Source organism: Massilia niabensis (assembly GCF_042655085.1).
In the GTDB taxonomy this organism is placed as follows: Bacteria; Pseudomonadota; Gammaproteobacteria; order Burkholderiales; family Burkholderiaceae_D; genus Telluria; species Telluria niabensis.
The window spans coordinates 23,331-44,761 of sequence record NZ_JBHSMU010000009.1 but is presented as its reverse complement, the minus strand read 5'-3'; the positions used below and the strand labels follow the sequence as shown (position 1 = coordinate 44,761).

The window sequence follows — 21,431 nt, the reverse complement described above, 5'->3', positions numbered from 1 at the left end:
GGTCCGCGCGGCCTGTCGGGAACCTGTTCATAAACTTCGCCTCAAAGGGATTTTGGGGCGAACAACATGACCAGGCCCGAATTCCCCAGTGACATTCCACGCGAGCAGTTCGACCTCGTGCGCGACATGCTCGAAGCGGCGCGCCGCAAGACGCGCCCGCGCAAGCACGATCTGTACGACGTGTACTGCGCGGTGCTGTATTTCCTGCACACGGGCGCGGCCTGGCGCAGTTTGCCGCGCGAGTTCCCGCCCTGGCGCACTGTGCACGAATATTTCACCCAATGGACGATGGTGCGTGACGGCGAGCGCACGCTGCTCGAGCAGACGCTCGACAAGCTTGGCCGCGACACGGAGCTCGCGCAGTTGCATCGGTTGATGCAGCCGCGGTGAAGGTGTCTGCGGCTCGGCACCTGCCTGAGGTCAGCACAGGAGTAGGGTGGACGGGTCTCCCGTCCACGCGTTTAACCCCAGCTTGCGAGATCGCACAGTCGTAATTTCCGCTGCTGGTTGAACGTGTGGACGGCAGAGCCGTCCACCCTACAACTGCCCATTCCGCCTGACTGGCTACTCAACAACCCACGCACCTGTGACCTTAAGCAGACATTGCCCCGGCGATGCCGGAATTGTCACATTTTGTTGCGATTTCAAAACGTGCGAACACATTCTCTACGATACGCTGGGATATTGCTTTTCGTATATCACTGCCATGTTCGACGCCCTGAATTACTCCCTGTTTTCGCTGATCAACGCCGCGCCCGGACTGTCGGGCTGGCACCTCCATAGCGCCATCTTTGCCGCAGAGTGGCTCATCATGATCGTGCCGCTGGGGCTGGTGCTGATGTGGACCAATGGTGCGGCAGGCCAGCGCGACGCGGCCGTGCGCGCCCTGCTCGCTGCCGTCATCGCACTCACGATGAGCAAGATCATCGGCCTGGTGTGGTCTTACCCGCGTCCCTTCGTGGTCGGCATCGGCCAGGCCTTCCTGGACCACGCGCCGGACAGTTCCTTCCCGAGCGATCACGCGACCAGCATGCTGTCGGTGGCGATCGCACTCATGCTGTGCCAGTTGCGCGAGGCGCAGCGTTTCGGCGCGGCGCTGCTGGCGCTGTCGGTGGCGGTCTGCTGGGCGCGCGTTTTCCTGGGTGTGCACTGGCCGCTGGACATGGTGTGCGCCCTGGTCGTGTCGGGCGTGGCGGCGGTGCTGGCCAATAGCCGGACAGGGCAGGCGGTGGCGCACGCGGTCGCGTCGCTGATGCAATATGTCTACCGCCGCGTGCTGGCGGCGCCGATTGCGCGCGGCTGGCTGCGCCCTTAATTAGCCCTTTGGTGTTTCCGCCTCGGCCGCCTCGAAAATCAGCTTGTTGGCGTCGTCGAGGTGGAACAGGCCGAGCGGCCGCCCGGTCACCTGCTCGGGCGCTTCCATCTCCTTGCATCCCTGCGTATCGACACGCCACGCCTGTTCGCCGGCGCGCAGGGTGTACTCGTTCTCGCCGGAGGCGAACAGTTCCACTTCAAGGCTTGACACCGGCAATTCGCCCAGCGCGATACGGCGCTGGCAGTCCGGCATGCGCGATGCGATCAGGTCGAGCCTGACTTCCTTGCTCCAGAAGTAGTCCTGCGTCGCCCGCACCGTCAGGACGTGCTGGTTGCCGTCGATGTAATAGGTGGCCGAGTCGTCGACGCAGCCGGCCAGCAGCAGGGGCGCGAGCAGCGGGGCGAGCAAATAAGGTTTTCGCATGCAGGTTTCCAAGGTATGGCGCGGCAGGTGCGGCGCCCCGGGCAGTATAGAACGCGCCGTTCTCGCGGTGCAACTGAACAGGTGGCCCGCCTTGGCGCCACCTCTCCCGGACTCCCCCATTTCCCGAATTCGGCGATGATGAAACCGTTGCCGCCTCAACTAGAAACCACAGATGAAACAGCCCGACTACGAACTGCTCGGCGCCGAAAAAGCCAAGCCCGTCAAGATGTGGACGCGCGGCGTGCCCGTCGAAGACGCCGCCAAGGACCAGCTCGCCAAGCTGGCGCAGCTGCCCTTCATCTACCACCACGTGGCCGTCATGCCCGATGTGCATCTCGGCAAAGGGTCGACCATCGGCAGCGTCATTCCGACGCTCGGCGCCGTGATTCCGGCGGCGGTCGGGGTCGATATCGGCTGCGGCATGATGGCCGCCAAGACCACGCTGCGTGCGCAGGACCTGCCCGACAACCTGGGTAAACTGCGCAGCGCCATCGAACAGGCGATCCCGCACGGCATGTCGCCGAAAACGCGCAAGGCCATGGGGCGCGACGTTGGCTCCTGGGACCGTCCGCCGCCGCCCGTGGACGCCGGCTGGGCCAAGCTGAGGGACGAGTTCGACGCCCTGTGCCGCAAGTGGCCCAAGCTGCGCGGCACCAACAACTACAAGCATCTCGGCACGCTCGGCAGCGGCAACCATTTCGTCGAGATCTGCCTCGACGAAGAAGGTTCTGTGTGGCTGATGCTGCACTCCGGCTCGCGCGGCGTGGGCAATGCCATCGGCACCCATTTCATCGAGCTGGCCAAGCAGGACATGCGGCGCCACATGGTGAACCTGCCGGACGCCGACCTGGCCTATCTCAAGGAAGGCACCCAGCACTACAAGGATTACGTGGAAGCCGTCGGCTGGGCGCAAAAGTTCGCGCGCATCAACCGCGAAGTGATGATGCATAACCTGATCCACGCGGTGCGCGGCGTGATCACAAAACCCTTCGAGACCCATCTCGAAGCGGTCAATTGTCACCACAACTATGTGCAGCAGGAACGTCACTTCGGCCGCGACGTGATGATTACCCGCAAGGGCGCGGTGTCGGCGCGCGCGGGGGAACTCGGCATTATTCCCGGTTCGATGGGGGCGAAGAGTTTTATCGTGCGCGGCAAGGGCAACCCGGAAAGTTTTAACAGCTGCAGCCACGGCGCCGGACGCACCATGAGCCGCACCGAGGCCAAGCGCCGCTTCACCCGCGCCGACATGGAACGCGCCACGCAGGGCGTCGAGTCGCGCAAGGACGACGGCGTGATCGACGAAATCCCGATGGCGTACAAGGACATCGACGCCGTCATGCGCGCCCAGAGCGAACTGGTGGAGGTGGTGCACACCCTCAAGCAGATCGTGTGCGTGAAGGGGTGAGAGTGGCGAGGCCGCCCTACGGCCGCGCCGCCCGTTTCGCCTGCAGGGTCGCAATCGCCGCCAGCGACGCCGGCAAATCGAATTCATGGTCCGGCTCGACCTTGCGCAAGGCCTCGATCGGCGAATAACCCCAATGCACCGCGGCAAAGGCGACGCCTGCCTTGCGTGCCGCCTGCGCATCCAGGGTCTGGTCGCCGATGTAGAGGGCGGACGCCGGCGCCACGGCGGCGCGCTGCAGCACCTTGCGGATGCGCGAGGTCTTGCCGAAAATTGACACGCCGCATTCGTACTGGCTGATCAGGACGGCCAGCTCCGGCCCCAGCACGCGGCGCACGTTGTCCTCGGAATTCGAGGACACGATTGTCAACTTCACCGCGCCGCGCGCCAGCTCGCGCAGGGCGTGGTCGACCTGGGGAAACAGCGGGATCCGGTGCGTATTCTGGCTCATCAGCGTCTTGAAGCTGGCCGCCGCCAGCGGCAGTTTCCAGGCCGGCATGCCGACGTGGCGCATCATGTCGCGGGTGCCGGCATGACGCAGGCGCTCCACCTCGGCCGGGTGGATGCGGCGAAAGCCGTGCCGGTCGGCGATCTCGTTGAACACGCTGAGGAAAAACGGGAACGAGTCGGCCAGGGTCCCGTCGAAGTCGAAAATGGCGAGGCGATAGGTCATGCCAGCAGGGTAGCGGAGCCCGGGCATGCAACACAAGCGTGCCGAGGTGCGCCATCCCACGATAACCACACCGCCGCCACGGCGAGCAGGCTCAACCCTGCGCGGCGCGCTCCGGCACCACGAAGGCCAGGCTTTCCTCGAACGAACGCAGCACCATGTCGACATGCTCCTGCACGGTCGTCTGGTTGGCCACCGCTTCGCCGAAGGGCAGGCGGATCGTGACCAGCAGCGCATTCGGCAGCCCGGCGCGGAGCTCGTCGGCAACGCGCTGCCATTGTTCGAGCGTCGCCTCGACCGGATAGCTGAGGAATACGGTCGAGACGAGGTCGGCCTTGTCGGGGCCGGGATTGTCCTGGTCCGGGCCCATGACGACGCTGCGCGCATCGACGCCGAGCTCGCGCAGGGAGCGCACCAGCAGTTCGCTGATCAGGTCGTCGCGCTCGGTGCCCAGGCCGGCGCACAGCACCACCGAATGCGAAGGCACGTCGAGCGAGCCCTGCCAGCGTCCCAGGCGCTCCTCGCGCATCTTGCGAAGGTGGGCGCCGACGTTGGCGTCGAGCAGCGACACGCGCCCTTTCCTGCGGCGCGCCGGCGCCCCCGAAATCGGCGTGAGCGTGGCGGCGACGTCGGCGATCGTGGTGCGGATGCGCGCTTCCTGCGCGGCGTCGATCTGGCCGCTGCGTCCTTCGGTGGCCGCCAGGGCCACGCCCGGCAGCAGGATCTGGTCGCAGTAGCGCGCAAAACTGTGGCGGCCGAGATACGACTTCGCATCGGAAATGATGGCATGCCGCTCTCCGCCCAGCACGCGCTGGTAAAAACGCTGCGCCGCGTTCACGTTCGGCACGTCGCCCAGCAAGATCGTGATCGGCTCGAGCGCGCGCACGTGGCGCCCCGCCACCACCAGGCACAGCGTCAAAGGCGTCGACAGCAGCAGCCCGACCGGGCCCCACATCGCGCCCCAGAACAGCGCCGAGACGATCACGGCCAGCGGAGAGAGGCCGGAACTGTGCCCGTACACCTTCGGCTCGACCACGTGCGCCACGACCAGTTCCAGCGCCACGAACATCGCCAGGCAGGACAGCGCCAGCGTCCAGCCAGGATCGATCGCGGCCACGAAAATAGCGATCAGCACGCCCGCCACCATGATGCCGAGGTAGGGCACGAAGCGCAGCAGGCCGGAGAGTGCGCCCCACAGCGCCGCATGCGGCACGCCGAAGGCCCACAGCAGCACGCCGGTAAGCGCCCCGAAGGTCAGGTTGATGATGAACTGCGACAGGAAAAAGCGCGACACGCCGCGCGTGGCGTCGGACAGGGCGCGCACCGTGCGGCTGATTTCGGCCTGGCCCGCCAGCCGGATCACCCGGTCGCGCAGCGATTCGTGTTCCAGCAAAATAAAGACCAGCAGCACCAGCACCAGGCCGGCCTCGCCGATCGGGCCCCAGGCCACCGAGAACAGCCGGGCCAGGGTGTCGCGCGTGGTGGCGCGCGGCGCGCGGATTTCCACCGGCAGCGGCTGGTTCGCGCTTGTGCTCAGGGTGCCGCGCTTGACCGTGACCGGGGGCAGCGGCGGCAGCGGCGACTGCAGCGCCACGGCGCTCAGCTCGGCTTCCAGGCGGGCAAACGGACGCTCGGTGATTTCGCGCACGCGCTCGATCTTCGAGCGGATCGCCGCGCGGTACTGCGGCAGGTCGGCGGTGACGGCGACCAGCTGGAAGGCCAGGATGGTGCTGGCGCCCACCACGCAGGTGCCGGCCAGCAAAACCGATACCAGGGTCGCCGGCAGGCGCCCGAAACCGACACGGCGCAGGCCGCGGATGAGCGGCGCGAGCATCAGGCTCAGGATCGATGCCAGCGCCAGGGGTTCCAGCACGTCGCGGCCGAAGTACAGCAGCCCCAGCACGCAGGTGGCGGTGACGATCGCGCTGGAAGTGAGGATGTTGAACAGGGATGAGTCTGAATCGCGCATCGGGGCTGGCTGGTAGGGGCGGCTGCGTGAGGCTGCTGGTTGATCGGCGCCGGCGGCAGAGCCTACCGGCGCGAGCAGTCTAGCATCAATGGAAACCCGGCAGTTCCCAGCGGCATCAAGCAGTCGGCCGCACCCCGCTACACGGGTTGTATCGAGCAGCCTACGCGGTGTGAAGTTGTGGGATCAGCGAGCGGTGCGCGGCGACACCGGCCATCGCCCCGTCGGCAACGGCAAAGGCGACGTTGCCGGCGGCGCGCGCCATGTCGCCGCAGCAAAACACGCCGGGCACGCTGCTCGCTTTCATCGCATCGGTCTGCACATAGCGCCCGGCCGGGCCTTCCTCCATCGCGCAGCCGAGTTCACGTGCAACCGGGCTGGCATCGCGCATGCGCGGCGCCACGAACAGCCCTGCCATCGGCAGCACCCGGCCGTCGACCAGCACGACATCGGCCTGGCCGGCGATCCGCGCCACCGGCGTGCGCTCGATCGTCACCTGGCGTGCTTCCAGCGCCGCCAGCTGCGCCGCATCCGGCTCGAAGGCATCGTTCAGGAAGAAGGTCACCTTGCCCCAGTCCGGCAGCATCAAGGCGTGGTGCATCGACAGCGCGCCGACGGCCAGCACGCCGATGTTGCCGGCATCGAGCTCGTAGCCGTGGCAGTACGGGCAGTGGAACACGCTGCTGCCCCAGCGTTCACGCAGTCCCTCGACCGCAGGCAGTTCGTCGGCGACGCCGGTGGCGAGGACCAGGCGGCTGCCGGACCGGGTCTCGCCCGTGGCGAGCGTGACCGCAAAGCCGTCCACGCGGGGCAGGGCGCTGCTCGCCAGGCCCTCGAGCCACGTGACGTTCGGGTAGTTCATCAACTGCGCGCGTCCCTGGGCGGCGATGGCCGCCGCCTCGGTGCCGTCCTGCGTCAGGAAACCGTGTGAGTGGCTGGCAAAACGGTTGCGGCGCTGTCCGGCGTCGATCACCAGCACGCGGCGGCGGGCGCGCGCCAGCTGCATGGCGGCCGACATGCCGGCATAGCTGCCGCCGATGACGATCGCGTCGAATTCAGGTTCCATTGGTTGGCTGTGCATGATGTTCTCCAAGGTGTTGGTCGTATAGCGCATTGAAACCGCTTGACAGTTCGGCCAGCGAGACGCTGCCCAGGCGGGCGATCAGCAATGCTTCGGCTTCATCGAAGGCACTCGCCAGCGACGCGTTGACGACCTTCTCGACCAGGCATTCCGGATGGTCGACCCGGTTGCCCATCGCGAAGATGGTGGGCGCGCCGACGGCTTCGTAGATGTCGCGCAGCGTCACCTGGCGCAGGTCTGCGGTAATGACCCAGCCGCCGCCATGGCCTTTGCCCGAGCCGACATAGCCGCGCTCGCGCAGGCCCGCCAGGGTGCGGCGCACCAGCACGGGGTTCGTGTGCAGGAAGCCGGCCAGCTCTTCGGACGTCAAGGGGCGCTCGCTGTGGGCCATGTGCAGGAGCAGGTGCAGGATCGAGGAAAGTCGGGAATCGCGTCTCATGTAACTTATGATAGTACAAAACTTGATGCGCTGCCGGCGTCCTGCATCCAACAGTGTGTTTACTTCCTGTGAACAGCCTTACAATCTTGCTACTCGTATTGTCATCTTGTCTTGCTAACTTACTATCTGCACTTTCCGAAACCCATGGCCCAAATTCATCCTGCCGGCTGGCGCGAGATGTCCGTCACCGGAAATGCAGCACGCGAGATCGAAACCCTCGCCTTCCTCGACCAGCGGCTAAGTGACACGCCCTATCACATCTACCACGGGGTGCACTGGACGAACGTGGAGGCGGGCTTCTCGGTGTATGGCGATGTCGACTTCATCATCGTCGCCCCGAACGGGCGCATGCTGCTGATCGAGCAGGTGGCGGGCCTCCTCAACGAAACGCGGGATGGTTTACTAAAAAACTTCCAGGGCAAGCCCCGTAAAATCCGCGCCCATATCCTGCACACGATCGAGGGCCTGACGCGCCGCTACCAGGGCGAGCTGTCGATCGACTACCTGCTGTACGCCCCCGACTACACGGTGCGCGACCCGAACCTGGCCGGCATCGACCCGCGCCACATCATCGACGCCACCAATAAAGGGCGGCTGGCCAAGGTGATCCGCGAGGCGCTGCCGATCACGGACAAAACCGACGAATTCGACAAGATCACACGCTTCCTCGGCGACACCCTGAGTTTGCGCCCCGACCCCAGCTCGATGATCGGCTCGGCCACGCAGATGGTGACGCGCCTCTCGGGCGGCCTGGCCACCTGGGCGCGCCGCCTGGAATTCGAGCCGTTCCGCCTGCGCGTGGTCGGCACCGCCGGCAGCGGCAAGACCCAGCTGGCGCTGGCCGAGTACCAGGCCGCCATCGACGCCGGCCTGCGCCCGCTGTACGTGTGCTTCAACCGGCCGCTGGCCGACCACATCGAGCGCCTGGTGCCGCCCGGCGGGCGGGTGTCGACCTTCCACATGCTGTGCGACGCCTGGATGCGCGCCCAGGACGTCACGCCCGACTATTCCTCGCCCGAGGTCTGGAACGACATCGAAAAGGCGCTGGCCGAAGTCGCGCTGCCGGAAACCTGGCAGTTCGACGTGCTGATCGTCGACGAAGGACAGGACTTTTCGATTGCCTGGCGCGACATCGTGCTGGGCATGCTGAAAGAGAATGGGCGCGCCATCTGGCTGGAAGACCCGGACCAGAACCTGTACGGCCGCCAGATGGTGCCGCTCCCTAGCTGGGTAAAACTGCATTCGGACACCAACTACCGCAGCCCGCGCCAGATCGTGCAGATGCTCAAATCGATCGGCGCCGCGCGCGAGCCGGTGGAGGCGGGCAGCCCCTTCAAAGGCGGCGACATCGAGGAACTCACCTATCCCGAAGGCGACATCGAGGCCATGCTGGCCCAGACCCGGCGCGCGGTGACGAGCTGTCTGGCCGCCGGCTTCGGCCGCACCGACATCGCCATCTGCTCGTTCCGCGGGCGCGAGCGCTCGGCCATCCTCAACCTGGACAAACTGAGCGACGCCCACACCCTGCGCTCGTTCACGGGCGACTACGATTTATTCGGCAACCCCGTGTTCCGCGAGGGCGGGCTGCTGGCCGAATCGGTCTACCGTTTCAAAGGCCAGTCGGCGCCGGCGCTGATTTTTACGGAGATCGATTTCGAGGACATGAGCGAGGTCGTGCTGCGCAAACTTTTTGTTGGCATGACACGGGCGCGCCTGAAACTGGTGCTGGTGATGAGTGACCGGGCGGCCTTGCAGTTGCTGGACCGGATGTAAGGTCAAGGGTCAGATGCCCGCCGCGTCCTCGTTCACCAGCAGGGCCGCGCCATCCATCTTCGCCACGCGCACGCAATCGCGCCCCTGGTGCTTGGCCTCGTATAGCGCCAGGTCGGCCGCGTGAACCAGTTCCTGCATGTCGGCTCCGTGCTGCGGATACGAGGCCACGCCGATCGACGCGGTTGCACCGATGCGCTGGCCGTCGTGCAGCACCTCGCTGGCCGCGATCGCCAGGCGGATGGTATCGGCGCGTTTGACGGCGTGCTCGATGCCGCATTCCGGCAGCAGCACCACCATCTCTTCGCCGCCCATGCGGCAGGCCACGTCGCAGGAACGGATGTTCTCGCGCAGCGTCTGCGCCACCCTGCGCAGGACGGCGTCGCCGGCTTCGTGGCCGAAGGTGTCGTTGATGCGCTTGAAGTGGTCCAGGTCGAGCACCAGCACGCTGACGGGCGTGCCGCTGCGGCTCGCGCGCACCAGTTCGCGTTTCAGCACTTCGTCCATGTAGCGGCGGTTGTAGAGCTGGGTGAGCGGATCGACGATCGACTGCTGGCGCAGCGACACGCGCAGCCGCACGTTGCTCAGCGCCAGCCCCAGCTGCTCGGCGAGCTGGCCGATCCAGGCGCGCTGCTCGTCGGCGCCCCTCAGCAGGCCAGGCCCCGTCACCGTCACGCAGCCGATCACCTCGCCCTGCGTTACCAGCGGCAGGCACAGGCGCGCCACGTCGGCCTTGCCCGCGTGGCGGCAGGCTAGGGCGTGGTCGCCCCCGAACTGGTGCACGCTGCCGCGCCGCAGGGCCCAGCAGTCGAGCGCCTCGATGGTTTGCGGCTCGTTTTCGAAGTCACCCCAGCCCGCCTTGCGCTCCAGGACATCGCGCGAATTGTTGTACAGGTAGAGGCTGCCGGATAGATTCGGCAGCAGGCGCGGCAGGTAGCTGGCAATCACGCCGGCCGATTCGTCGACCGTCTGGGCCAGCTCTAGCGAGTGCATCAGCTCGGCGCTGCGGAACAGCAGCTCGTTCTGCAGGGAGAAGCGTTCGCTCGTCAAGCGCGCCTGGCCGGCGGCCGCCTGCGCCTTGTGCTCGGCGGCGTCGCGCTGGCGCAGGACACGCGAGGCGGCAATCAGCACGCCGCCCAGGAACAGGATGTTGGTCAGCGTCGCCATCAGGCTAGCGTTGGCCGCCGAATTCGAGGTGGCCACCAGCCGGTCGCTGAGCTCGGTGCGGCGCTGCGAATAGGTGGCAAGCTCGCGGCCGATCAGGTTGCGCAGTGCGTCCATCTGGGCCTTGCCGGTGCCTGTGCCCATCAGCGTCGTCGCTGCATCGAAGCCCTGGTTGCGGCGCAGGGTGATCGTCCACTCCACGGTTTGCATCTTGGCCGCGGTGGCGCGTTCGAGCGCCACGGCGCGCGCGATTTCCTCCCCGCTGGTCATTGCCTTGCGCAGCGCTGCCTGCGTTGCCGGAATCCCGTTGACCGCCGCATGGTAGGGATCGAGGAAGCGCTCGTCGCCGGTGATGACGAAACCGCGCTGGGCAGTTTCCGCATTGAGCAGCCATTCCAGCAAGCTCAACTGCAGGCGCTCGACGTGCGACGCGCTGCGCAGCTCCGACATCACGCTCGTGACCTGGTGATTGACGAACATCGGCAGCGCCGCCACGGTCGACATGACGAGGATGATGGCGCCGGCGGCGAGTTTAAGCTTGGTTTCGAATTTCATCTGTCAGGCCGACGGCCACACGCTGGCAATACCGGGGTTCCCGGACACCATGGCAGCGCTGCGGTGATCGGCAAGCGTTACAAGAACGGGGAGGTTACCACAGGCAATCTCACCGATTCCCACAATTGGAGCGTGGTAGCGATTCGGCAAGCTCGGCTATGATGGCGCCCGGTCGGCCATATCAGCAGCAATCCTGCAGCGGTAGCGTCGGGAAGCGTTGTTGAAGTTAGTCAGCATGGAGTGTGGATGGGAGCAGTCGTTGAAGCATTGCCCGCGGCGGAGCGGGGGCAGCAGGCAGAGTTTGGGGTGATCAATCTGTTGAAGGCGGTGGCGGCGCAGTTGATCGTGCTGCACCACTTGGCGTTTTATGGGCCGATGGCGGATCATGCGCGGCCGTTGATGCCGGGGGTGATTGACTGGCTGGCGGATGATGCGCGGATTGCGGTGCAGGTGTTTCTGGTGATTGGCGGGTTTCTTGCTGCGAAGTCGCTGTCGCCGCAGGGGTATCCGGGCCTTGCCAATCCGCTGGGGACGATCTGGCGGCGCTATTTGAAGCTGGCGCCGCCGTTCATGGTGGCGATGCTGCTGGCGGTTGGGGCTTCTGCGCTGGGTAGCGCGTGGATGACGCACGATTCGATTTCGGCGCCGCCGAGTGTGTGGCAGTTGGCGGCGCATGCGCTGTTGCTGCAGGATGTGCTCGGCTATGAAGCGTTGTCGGCGGGGGCGTGGTATGTGGCGGTCGATTTTCAGCTGTATGCGGTGATGAGCTTGCTGCTTTGGGGATGCGGGCGAGTTGCACGAAATCGCGTGCTGCCTTGGCTGATGCCGGCCGTGGTGACAGTGGCCGTCGGCGCATCGCTGCTGTACTTTAATCTGGATTCTGATTGGGACGTCTGGGCGCCGTATTTCCTTGGGAGCTACGGGTTAGGTGTGCTGGCGTGGTGGGCAAGCGATCCGACTCGCCGCCCTCGTACTGTGGCCGTGTTGCTGCTCATGATGGCGCTGCCGGCGCTAGTGGCCCTGATGGTTGATTTCAGAAGTCGTGCCGCGGTCGCCCTGGTGGTGGCGTGTGCGCTAATCGTGCTCGGCCGTGCGAGGTCAACGCCTGGCTCGGCCAGGGCGTGGTTGGTCGTGAACAGCTTGGGAAAAATCTCCTATTCGGTGTTCCTCGTTCATTTTCCTGTTTGCTTGGTGGTGAATGCGTTATTTGCCGAATTCGTACCGCCTCGAGCGCACCTTCAGTCGGCAGGTATGGTGCTCGCTTGGGCAGCAAGCTTGACGGCTGGCGCCGCTTTTTTCTATCGTGTCGAACGTCCACTGGGACGTCTCTTTTCGCCGAGCCGGTCCCTCCGCAGGAGCGGCGTGCTGTGCGCGCGGCTGCCGAGCCAATAACGATGGGAGCAGAACTGCCACCGGCCCCCTGCCGCCATGCGGCAGGCCAGATCGCCGACGCACATCTTGCGCTCTTGCAGTAGTTATACTGGTGTGAGGCTGGCGTTCCATGAGGGAGCGCACCGGATTACTTATCGAAGTAAGGGCTGAGCGCTTGCTGCAGCTCTGGCGGAAGCGCGTCCTTGTCCACGTGTTGATTCCGTAGTTCGGCACGGAGTCTGTCGGGGCCGCCGAATGCTTTCACAAGCCTTCGGGGCACATCGGCAGCCAGACTTTTAAGAACAGCTTCGGGCAGCTCCTCGTCAAACAACCGTTCCTCGAAAACCTCACGCGCCATGTCTTAAAGAAGACCGCGCCTAGCCCACCGGTTTCATATCGTCCCGGCGCGTCAGTCCGGATCTCATATCCCCCGCTAACATAATAGGTTCTCCCTGAAGAATCGCTGGTCTGTGCATAAACGAACCACACGCCTTTGCCGTACTCGTTGTCCCGCATGGTTTCGCAATTAATAAGCGCATGCGCAGGGAGTGGATCGAACTTCACACGCGCCGTTTCGTAGCGAAGGCTCAGAATAGGCTCGGTTAAAACGCGTGGCCCCGGTTTGGTGGCGAAAGCGTGGCAGCTGGTAAGGGCGAGTAGCGCGCTAGTGACAAGGCGATTAAGGACGATAGAATGCATGAGTTGGCCTATGTTCTCGGTATCCGGGACCGGGCCAGAAGTCCCGCTGAGTGAAATCGGAGATCCAAACCCGCCCATCGAAACCGGCAATATGACCGGATTTGCTTTGTTCGGAATAGGGTTGGACCGGCGGCATACCGTCAGCCAGTGGATGGCGCTACGGGAGTGAGCAAGACCAAAACCCGGATCCAGTCACTCGATCCACCTTTGTGCCCGTCGTATCACTTGCCGAAGTAAGGGCTGAGCGCTTGCCGCAGCTCTGGCGGAAGCGCGTCCTGGTCCACGTGTTGATTCCGTAGTTCGGCGCGCAGCTTCGCCGCACCGAAAGCACGCTCCAGTCTCTTCGCATAGTCGACGGCAAGCTGCTTGAGGATATGTTCTGTTATCTCGTCATCGAACAATCTTGCGTCGAAGGTTTCACGCACTTGTTCAAGGGTTGTACATGATCCTCGATCTGTAAAGAAAATAAGCCCTGCATCGCCGGTTGTAAACTGGGGTTTGCCCGGCGAATTTCTGGAGATGTCGTAACCGCCGGCGGCATAGTAAGTCCTCCCGGACTGATCCCGAGCCTGCGCGTAGATGAACCATACGCTCTGCCATTCCTCGTTTTTTCCAAGGTTTTCGCAGCTTGCGATCGCTTGGCCCGGAAGGGGATCGAACTTGACGCGAGCGGCTTCGTAACGCAAGCCCAGCACCGGGTCAACCAGGATACGGGGCGATGGGAGTGCGGCCACTGCACTGCAACTGGCGGCGGCTAGAACCGCGGCGGCAAGAAGCCGGTTAAGGTCGATAGAATGCATGGCTTGGCTTGTGCTTTCGATATTGAGGCCCGGACCAGAAATCCTTCTGGACGAAATCGGAAATCCATTGCGTACCGTCGAATCCAGCAATATGCCCAGATTTGTTGCCGCCAGAGTAAGGCTGTATCACTACGATGTCGCCTTTCATAAACTTGTACGTGAGCGGATTTTCCACTGTGATTTCGCTAAATCCGATTCGTCTTAATGTCGGGCCGTATTCTTTGGCATGTCCGGGGTGACTGCCTAAACGGGCACCGCCGGCCTGAAGTGCGAGGCGGACGTAGAACGCGCATCTGCCTTGGCTCTTGTCTCTCGCTTTCCTGCGCAAATGCTGTGCGAATTTTTCCGTGTCGAGCCGCATGCCGTTCCTAAGAAGCGACTCTGTTCACGGCCAAATCCCACCCGCCCAGGGTGCTGCCGCCCACGCCACCCGCGATTTTCTGCTGCGTGTACTTCCACTTTACCTTCGAAAACTTGAGACACAGGTTTTCGGTCATCCCCACACCGGGCTGGATACCGGGCTTGCACATGCCGATCAGGACATTTTCGAGCTCGATTTCGAAATACTTGATGGGCTTGCCGTCGCCGTCCGCCCTCATGAATTCGAACTTCGCCTTGGGGATGGTCTTCCCCATCGCGCAGTGCTGCAACAGGAGCGGCGTCGAGAGATCGGTCATCTTGGAAAGCAGGATGTCGTCGAACTCGGCACGTTCAGCAGTATGCCCGCCGCCAGTCGATGCGGTGGCGCTGCGAGGTTGTGTCACGCCAAAGTCCACGTCCAGGCACTCGATCCAACCCTTGTGCCCGTCGTCCTGGGATTCGCCCTTGATCCCGTCTATCTGCAGGTATGCATCAATCGCCATCGTCACTCCGCTCAAGTTATTCCGGGAAGAACCGATCAGTTTGCGTAGCTCTCCCAGCGCGCTACGCGACGGCCAGGAGCGATTGTCGCGTTCGGTAGATTTGTCGGGTTGTGTGGTATCAATACGTCGCAATTCGGTCGGAGGCAATCCTGGAGCCAGCGGGCGTCGTTGGCTGACACCTCACCTCGTACAGCGGCTGCGGTCTGCAGCACGGAGCGCAATCCATCAGCGCCCAGAATATCTTTCGACCTAGCAACGTTCATTTGGTAGCATCCTGCAATGAACGCTATCCCTGCCTACGAAACTACCCCTCCGCGCATCCGCCGCCGTCAAACCCTGGCCCTTGTGCTCTTGGTCCTCACCGGCGTCATTAACTACCTCGACCGCGCCACCCTTGCCGTCGCCAACGAGTTCATCCGGGCAGACCTCGGCCTTTCGCTTGGTCAGATGGGCCTGCTGCTGTCGGCGTTCTCCTGGAGCTATGCGCTATGCCAGCTTCCGGTCGGTGCGCTGGTCGACAAGATCGGGCCGCGCTGGCTGCTCGGCATGGGTCTAGTGGTGTGGTCGCTGGCCCAAGCCGCGGGCGGGCTCGTCTCCACCTTCGGCTGGTTCGTGATCGCGCGTATCGTCCTCGGGATTGGTGAAGCGCCGCAGTTCCCGGCGGCGGCGCGGGTGGTGAGCAACTGGTTTCCGCTGCGTGCACGCGGCACGCCGACCGGCGTCTACAATTCGGCGTCGCCGCTGGGCGTGGCGCTCGCGCCTTTGCTCCTGTCGCCGCTGATCGCCGCCACGAGCTGGCATTGGGCGTTCTTCGTCACTGGCGCGATGGGCCTGGTGGCGGCAGTGATCTGGGTCGCCTTGTACCGCGATCCGGTCCGTGGGCAGATGTCCGAGGCTGAGATCGCCTACCTCGATGCGGGGCAGAGCCCAGAGCCAGCGCCGAAAACGACTTTTGCATCCTGGCGCGCGCTGTTCCGGCACCGCGCCACCTGGGGCATGCTGTTTGGTTTTTCCGGGTCGGTCTACCTGAACTGGGTGTATTTGACCTGGCTACCGGGCTATCTGCGAACCGAGCGCCAGATGGACATCGCGTACGCCGGTCTGGCGGCCTCGATTCCCTTCGCGTGCGGCTTCGCCGGCGCCCTGATTGCAGGCTGGGCTTCCGACCGGGTGGCGCGGAATTCAACTTCGCCGCTGGCCGGCCGGCGCAGGGCGGTGGTGGCGGCAATGCTGGGCATGGTGGCGTTCACGATTCCGGCAGCGCTGGTCGAGAGCAATACCGTCGCCATTGCCTGCATCTCGATCGTGATTTTCCTGGCCAATGCTGCGTCAGCCTGCTCCTGGTCGCTCGTCACCGTGGTGGCACCGCGCAGCCGGATTGCGTCGCTTGGCGCGATCCAGAACTTCGGCGGTTTTATTGGTGGCGCGCTGGCGCCGATCCTGACCGGCTTCATTGCGCAGACCTGGTCCTTCGTGCCGGCCCTGCTCACGGGCGCCGGCATTGCCTTCCTCGGTGCGATGTCGTATCAGTTCCTGGTCGTGCGCTCGATTCCTGAACAGGACAGCTGAAAAAAAAGCCAACCTCGACGGTTGGCTTTTTCATTGCGTCAGACGGATCAGACGTCGATGTTCCCCGCCTGCAGCGCATTCGACTCAATAAAGTTCCTGCGCGGCTCCACGTCGTCGCCCATCAGCGTGGTGAAGATCTGGTCCGCCGCAATCGCGTCCTCGATCTGCACCCGCAGCAGGCGGCGCACGGTCGGGTCCATCGTGGTTTCCCACAGCTGTTCCGGATTCATCTCGCCCAGGCCCTTGTAGCGCTGCTTCGACACGCCGCGCTCGGCTTCTTCGCGCAGCCAGATCATCGCTTCGTGGAATTCGCGCACGGCGAATTCCTTCATCTTTTCGCCTTCGCCGCGGCGCATGATGGCGCCTTCGCCCATCAGGCCCTGGAAGGTGGCGGCGGCGTTGGCCAGCACGGCGTAGTCGTTGCTGAGCACGAAGTCGGCGTCGATGGAGGTCACGTAGACGTTACCGTGGCGCATGCGCTCGATGCGCAGGGAGTGCTTTTCGCTGATCTCGTCCGAGCGCACGACCACGCGCACTGCGGGGTCGTTGATCGCCGCTTCCATCGCCTTGGCGGAAACGCCGGACGCGTCCAGCGTGCTCATGTCGAGCGTGATGCCGCTCATGATGGCGGTCAGCGCGGCGCGGTCGATCACGCGGGTCAGGCGCATCATGATGGCGTTGGCCAGGTTGTACTGGCGCACCAGTTCAGCCAGCGCGTCGCCGTTGATCGGCTCGGCGCCTTCGCGCGGGATCAGCGAGGCGCCATTGAGCGCCACCATCATCATGTAGCTCGCTTCCTCGATGTCATCCTTCAGGTAGCGCTCGTCGCGGCCGGCCTTTACTTTGTACAGCGGCGGCTGGGCAATGTAGATGTGGCCACGCTCGACCAGTTGCGGCATCTGGCGGTAGAACAGCGTCAGCAGCAGGGTGCGGATGTGGGCGCCGTCGACGTCCGCATCGGTCATGATGATGATGCGGTGGTAGCGCAGCTTGTCGACGTTGAATTCGTCCGGGCCGATCGAGGTGCCGAGGGTGGCGATCAGGGTCGTGATCTGCTCCGACGACAGCATCTTTTCGAAACGCGCCTTTTCCACGTTCAGCACCTTGCCACGCAGCGGCAGGATCGCCTGGAACTTGCGGTCGCGGCCCTGCTTCGCGGAACCGCCTGCCGAGTCACCCTCGACGATGTACAGTTCGGCCAGCGCCGGGTCGCGTTCCTGGCAGTCCGCCAGTTTCGAGGACAGGCCGAGGCCGTCCATCACGCCCTTGCGGCGGGTCAGGTCGCGCGCCTTGCGGGCCGCTTCACGGGCACGGGCTGCTTCCACGATCTTGCCGCAGATGATTTTGGCGTCGTTCGGCTTTTCGTTCAGGAAGTCCGTCAGCGTCTTGGCGACGATTTCCTCGACCGGGCCGCGCACTTCGGACGACACCAGCTTGTCTTTGGTCTGCGACGAGAATTTTGGCTCAGGCACTTTCACCGACAGCACGCAGGTGAGTCCCTCGCGCATGTCGTCGCCCGAGATTTCGACTTTCGCCTTTTTCGCGAAATCGTGCTCGTCGATGTATTTGTTGATCACGCGCGTCATCGCCGCACGCAGGCCGGTCAGGTGGGTGCCGCCGTCGCGCTGCGGGATGTTGTTGGTAAAGCACAGCACCTGCTCGTTGTAGGCGTCGTTCCACTGCATCGACACGTCGACCGAGATGTTGGTGCCATGCTCGGACATGCGGTCGCCCGTGGCCTGGAACACGGTCGGGTGCAGGACGCTCTTGGTCTTGTTGATGTACTCGACGAAGCCGCGGGTGCCGCCTTCGAAGGCAAAGACTTCTTCCTTGCCCGTGCGGTGGTCGCTCAGGCGGATGTTGACGCCGTTGTTCAGGAAGGACAGCTCGCGAATACGCTTCGAGAGGATCTCGTAGTGGAATTCGACGTGGGTGAAGATTTCCTCGTCGGCCCAGAAGTGCACTTCGGTACCGCGCTTGTCGGTTTCGCCGATCACCTTGATCGGGGAGACTTCGAAGCCGTCGACGATCTCGATTTCGCGGTTCTGCGGAACGCCGCGCACGAATTCCATCTGGTGGACCTTGCCTTTTTGGCGCACGGTCACGCGCAGCAGCTTCGACAGCGCATTCACGCAGGACACGCCCACGCCGTGCAGGCCGCCCGATACTTTGTACGAGTTCTGGTTGAACTTGCCGCCGGCGTGGAGTTCGGTCAGGGCGATTTCGGTCGCCGAGCGCTTCGGCTCGTGCTTGTCGTCCATTTTGACGCCGGTCGGGATGCCGCGGCCGTTGTCGGCGATCGAGATCGAATTGTCCGCGTGGATGGTCACATGGATTTCGGTGCAGTAGCCGGCGAGCGACTCGTCGATCGAGTTATCCAGCACTTCGAAGACGAGGTGGTGCAGGCCGGTGCCGTCCGAGGTATCGCCAATGTACATGCCCGGCCGCTTGCGGACCGCTTCCAGGCCTTCCAGAATTTGAATCGAGGCGGCGCCGTAGTCGTCCGACATCATCGGCGACTGGGGCATTTCATTGGTGTGATCGGACATGGACTACTTTCTCAAAAAACTATGTATTCAGACTGCGCGGTATCGACGGCTGGTGGCCGCTTAAATACGCATCGGCATGACGACATATTTAAAGTCGCCATTGTCGGGAATCGAGATCAGGGCCGACGAATTCGAGTCGCCCAGTGCGATGTTGATCTGGTCGCACTTCAGGTTGTTCAGCACGTCGAGCAGGTACGTCACGTTGAAGCCGATGTCGATCTGGTCGCCGCCGTAGTCGATTTCGAGTTCTTCGACCGCTTCTTCCTGGTCAGCATTGGTCGAGCTGATCTTCATGCTGCCCGGGGTGATGATGCAGCGCACGCCCTTGAACTTGTCGCTGGTCATGATCGCAGCGCGCTGGAGCGAGCGCAGCAGTTCGTCGCGGCTGATCGTGAAGTCGTTCTTGTAACCCTTCGGGATCACGCGGGTGTAATCAGGGAATTTACCCTCGACCAGTTTCGACACCAGTTCGATGTCGGCAAAGGTCAGTTTTACTTGCGAGGCGGCGATGTCGAGGCGCACGGTCTCGTCGCTTTCTTCCAGCAGGCGCTGCAGTTCAATAATCGTCTTGCGCGGGATGATGACTTCCTGGCGCTCGAATTCCTGCTCGGCCTGCACCTGGCAGAAGGCCAGGCGGTGGCCGTCGGTGGCAACGGCAATCACCTTGTTACCGTCCAGCACCAGTAGCAGGCCGTTCAGGTAGTAGCGGATGTCCTGCTGCGCCATCGCGAAGTGCACCATGTTGAACAGGTGCTTCAGCGTCTTTTGCGGCAGGGTGACCGAGGCGTTATAGGTGTCGGCCACGGAGACGGTCGGGAATTCCTCGGCCGCCAGCGTTTGCAGCGCAAAGCGCGACTTGCCGCTCTGTACCGTCAGGCGCTTGTTGGCCAGCGTCATCGTCACATCGCCGGACTCCGGCAGCGCGCGCAAAATGTCCAATAACTTACGCGCGGCGACCGTGGTGCCGGTGATGTCGTCGCCAGAGCCGATGTTGGCCAGCGTCGTGATCTGCACTTCGGTGTCGGTCGACAGGAAGGAGACGCTCTCGCCGTCCTTGCGGATGAGGATATTGGCCAGAATCGGCATAGTGTGCCGACGCTCGACAATACCGCTCACGATCTGCAGTGGCCGGAGAAGTGTGTCTCGGGTGGTTTTGACCAATTGCATATTTGTCCTCGAAAGGTTTATTTGATGAAAGTATTTCTATAGCACTATTTTGCCGCTTGCCGAGGGCAATTACCACCCCCGGCTGAGCTTCGAGGGGATCAGCCCTTCAGGGTCTGTTCCAGCACGTGCAGTTCGTGGTTGCACTCGGGGTTTTTCTGGCGATCTCCCGCGATCTTGCGCACCGCGTGCAGCACCGTGGTGTGGTCGCGGCCGCCGAACAGCTCGCCGATCTCCGGCAAACTCTTCTGGGTCAGCTCTTTCGCCAGGTACATGGCGATCTGGCGCGGGCGGGCGATGTTGGCCGGGCGCCGCTTCGAGTACATGTCGGCGACCTTGATGTTGAAGAAGTCGGCGACGGTCTTCTGGATGTTTTCCACCGAGATCTGGCGGTTTTGTACCGACAGCAAATCCTTGAGGGCTTCTTTCACGATATCGATCGTGATGTCCTTGCCGTGGAAGCGCGAGTAGGCCAGGATCTTGCGCAGCGCGCCTTCCAGCTCGCGCACGTTCGAGCGCAGGTGTTTCGCCACGAAGAAGGCGACGTCGTCCGACAGGATCACGCCCTCGGACTGCGCTTTTTTGAGCAGGATGGCCACGCGCATTTCCAGTTCCGGCGGCTCGATCGCGACCGTCAGGCCGGAGTCAAAGCGCGAGATCAGGCGGTCATCCATGCCGGTGATCTCTTTCGGATAGGTATCCGAGGTGATGATGATCTGCTTTTTCGCAGCGATCAGCGCCTCGAACGCATAGAAGAACTCTTCCTGCGTGCGGCTCTTGCCACCGAAGAATTGAATATCATCGATCAGCAGCATGTCAAGCGAGTGATAGTAATGCTTGAAGTCGTCGAAGCCTTTCCGCTGGTAGGCGGTGACGACGTCGCGCACATACTGCTCGGCGTGGATGTAGCGGATGCGCGCGCCCGGCTGGTCGGCCATGACCTGGTTGCCGATCGCGTGGATCAAGTGGGTTTTACCGAGGCCGACGCCGCCGTAGAAGAACAGCGGGTTGTACGACACGCCCGGGTTGTTCGCGACCTGGATCGCGGCGGCGCGCGCCAGCTGGTTGGCCTTACCGGTCACGAAGCTGTCGAAGGTCAGGTCCGGGTTGATGCGGCTCTGCTCCCGTTTCGGCGAGTTGGCGATGTTCAGGTTCGGCTGCGGCTCGATGGACTGCGGCGAGGCGCGCAGCTCGCCCGGCATCGGCGTGTTGGCCGGGGCAGGGCGCACCGCATCCGGAATTTTTTTATTCAGGCGCGGGTCGAGCACGAACTGCACCTCGACCGGGGCTTCCCAGTATTGGCAGGCGAGCGCGGTGATGCGGTTGGCGAACTGCGACTTCACCCAGTCGAGCTTGAAGCGGTTGGGCGCTGCAATGCGCAGCTTGCCATCCTCGTAATCGAGGGCGACTAGCGGTTTGATCCATGCGCTGTATTGCTGCGGCGTCAGCTCGAGCTCCAGCTGCGCTGAGGCGGTCTGCCAAAAATTTTCCATGTGTGCGGCTTCGTGATACGTAACACGCTATTTTACCCGTTTTCTCGGGAGTTATCCACAGGGAGCCCGGCCTTTTCGGCGGTTGGCTGGGGATAAAAGCGTACTTATACATAAGGAAAGCGACAGCGGGAAACA

Annotated in this window: 17 protein-coding genes and 1 pseudogene; 6 read left to right on the top strand and 12 right to left on the bottom strand. The window is 63.4% G+C overall.

The window, feature by feature from the left end:
• Positions 1-66: 66 nt before the first annotated feature.
• Both ACFPN5_RS08335 and ACFPN5_RS08330 read left to right on the top strand, forming a co-directional pair.
• A pseudogene (locus ACFPN5_RS08335) lies at positions 67-342 on the top strand (transposase); the annotation flags it as partial.
• A gap of 364 nt (positions 343-706) precedes the next feature.
• Complete coding sequence (locus ACFPN5_RS08330) at positions 707-1,315, top strand: phosphatase PAP2 family protein (protein ID WP_379782035.1); 609 nt, start codon at positions 707-709, stop codon at positions 1,313-1,315.
• On the opposite strand, the gene ACFPN5_RS08325 is transcribed toward ACFPN5_RS08330, so the two are convergent.
• Positions 1,316-1,738 (bottom strand): hypothetical protein, encoded by a 423-nt coding sequence (locus ACFPN5_RS08325; protein WP_379782032.1) that lies wholly within the window; start codon positions 1,736-1,738, stop codon positions 1,316-1,318. It lies immediately after the preceding gene.
• A 172-nt stretch (positions 1,739-1,910) separates the two neighbouring features.
• Between ACFPN5_RS08325 and ACFPN5_RS08320 the strand changes: the two genes are divergently transcribed.
• Positions 1,911-3,146, top strand: a complete 1,236-nt coding sequence (locus ACFPN5_RS08320) for an RtcB family protein (protein WP_379782030.1) — start codon at positions 1,911-1,913, stop codon at positions 3,144-3,146.
• 16 nt (positions 3,147-3,162) lie between these two features.
• Here the strand turns inward: ACFPN5_RS08320 and ACFPN5_RS08315 are convergent, their stop codons facing one another.
• From ACFPN5_RS08315 to ACFPN5_RS08300, 4 genes are all read right to left on the bottom strand, one after another.
• Positions 3,163-3,816 carry an HAD hydrolase-like protein gene (locus ACFPN5_RS08315; RefSeq protein ID WP_379782028.1) on the bottom strand — a complete coding sequence of 218 codons (654 nt, stop codon included), beginning with the start codon at positions 3,814-3,816 and terminating at the stop codon, positions 3,163-3,165.
• Between the two features lie 91 nt (positions 3,817-3,907).
• Positions 3,908-5,782: an AI-2E family transporter gene (locus tag ACFPN5_RS08310; RefSeq protein WP_379782026.1), complete on the bottom strand. Its 1,875-nt coding sequence runs from the start codon at positions 5,780-5,782 to the stop codon at positions 3,908-3,910.
• Positions 5,783-5,942: 160 nt separating this feature from the next.
• Positions 5,943-6,860, bottom strand: coding sequence for an NAD(P)/FAD-dependent oxidoreductase (locus ACFPN5_RS08305; RefSeq protein ID WP_379782024.1), 918 nt, complete (start codon positions 6,858-6,860; stop codon positions 5,943-5,945).
• Positions 6,835-7,299 (bottom strand): Rrf2 family transcriptional regulator, encoded by a 465-nt coding sequence (locus tag ACFPN5_RS08300; protein ID WP_379782022.1) that lies wholly within the window; start codon positions 7,297-7,299, stop codon positions 6,835-6,837. Before ACFPN5_RS08300 ends, ACFPN5_RS08305 begins: the two co-directional genes overlap by 26 nt.
• 144 nt (positions 7,300-7,443) lie before the next feature.
• Between ACFPN5_RS08300 and ACFPN5_RS08295 the strand changes: the two genes are divergently transcribed.
• A complete protein-coding gene (locus ACFPN5_RS08295; protein ID WP_379782020.1) occupies positions 7,444-9,072 on the top strand; it encodes an ATP-binding domain-containing protein in 1,629 nt (542 codons plus the stop codon).
• A gap of 9 nt (positions 9,073-9,081) precedes the next feature.
• Here ACFPN5_RS08295 and ACFPN5_RS08290 read toward each other — a convergent pair whose 3' ends face one another.
• Entirely contained in the window at positions 9,082-10,788 is a 1,707-nt protein-coding gene (locus ACFPN5_RS08290) for a sensor domain-containing diguanylate cyclase (RefSeq protein ID WP_379782018.1), read from the bottom strand.
• A gap of 246 nt (positions 10,789-11,034) precedes the next feature.
• On the opposite strand from ACFPN5_RS08290, the gene ACFPN5_RS08285 reads away from it, so the two are divergent.
• Entirely contained in the window at positions 11,035-12,180 is a 1,146-nt protein-coding gene (locus tag ACFPN5_RS08285; protein ID WP_379782016.1) for an acyltransferase family protein, read from the top strand.
• A gap of 899 nt (positions 12,181-13,079) precedes the next feature.
• On the opposite strand, the gene ACFPN5_RS08280 is transcribed toward ACFPN5_RS08285, so the two are convergent.
• Genes ACFPN5_RS08280 through ACFPN5_RS08270 form a run of 3 tightly spaced genes read right to left on the bottom strand, consistent with a single transcriptional unit; the run spans position 13,080 to position 14,521 of the window.
• Entirely contained in the window at positions 13,080-13,658 is a 579-nt protein-coding gene (locus tag ACFPN5_RS08280; protein WP_379782014.1) for a hypothetical protein, read from the bottom strand.
• Complete coding sequence (locus ACFPN5_RS08275) at positions 13,639-14,019, bottom strand: hypothetical protein (RefSeq protein ID WP_379782012.1); 381 nt, start codon at positions 14,017-14,019, stop codon at positions 13,639-13,641. The genes ACFPN5_RS08280 and ACFPN5_RS08275 overlap by 20 nt, the downstream gene beginning before the upstream one ends.
• Positions 14,020-14,026: 7 nt before the next feature.
• Positions 14,027-14,521, bottom strand: coding sequence for an Hcp family type VI secretion system effector (locus tag ACFPN5_RS08270; RefSeq protein ID WP_379782010.1), 495 nt, complete (start codon positions 14,519-14,521; stop codon positions 14,027-14,029).
• A 279-nt stretch (positions 14,522-14,800) separates the two neighbouring features.
• On the opposite strand from ACFPN5_RS08270, the gene ACFPN5_RS08265 reads away from it, so the two are divergent.
• Complete coding sequence (locus tag ACFPN5_RS08265) at positions 14,801-16,090, top strand: MFS transporter (protein WP_379782008.1); 1,290 nt, start codon at positions 14,801-14,803, stop codon at positions 16,088-16,090.
• Positions 16,091-16,137: 47 nt separating this feature from the next.
• Here the strand turns inward: ACFPN5_RS08265 and gyrB are convergent, their stop codons facing one another.
• From gyrB to dnaA, 3 genes are all read right to left on the bottom strand, one after another.
• Positions 16,138-18,639 carry a DNA topoisomerase (ATP-hydrolyzing) subunit B gene (gene gyrB, locus ACFPN5_RS08260; RefSeq protein WP_379782006.1) on the bottom strand — a complete coding sequence of 834 codons (2,502 nt, stop codon included), beginning with the start codon at positions 18,637-18,639 and terminating at the stop codon, positions 16,138-16,140.
• Positions 18,640-18,699: 60 nt separating this feature from the next.
• Positions 18,700-19,806, bottom strand: coding sequence for a DNA polymerase III subunit beta (gene dnaN / locus ACFPN5_RS08255; protein WP_379782004.1), 1,107 nt, complete (start codon positions 19,804-19,806; stop codon positions 18,700-18,702).
• A gap of 98 nt (positions 19,807-19,904) precedes the next feature.
• A complete protein-coding gene (gene dnaA, locus ACFPN5_RS08250) occupies positions 19,905-21,296 on the bottom strand; it encodes a chromosomal replication initiator protein DnaA (RefSeq protein ID WP_379782002.1) in 1,392 nt (463 codons plus the stop codon).
• Between the last annotated feature and the right edge of the window lie 135 nt (positions 21,297-21,431).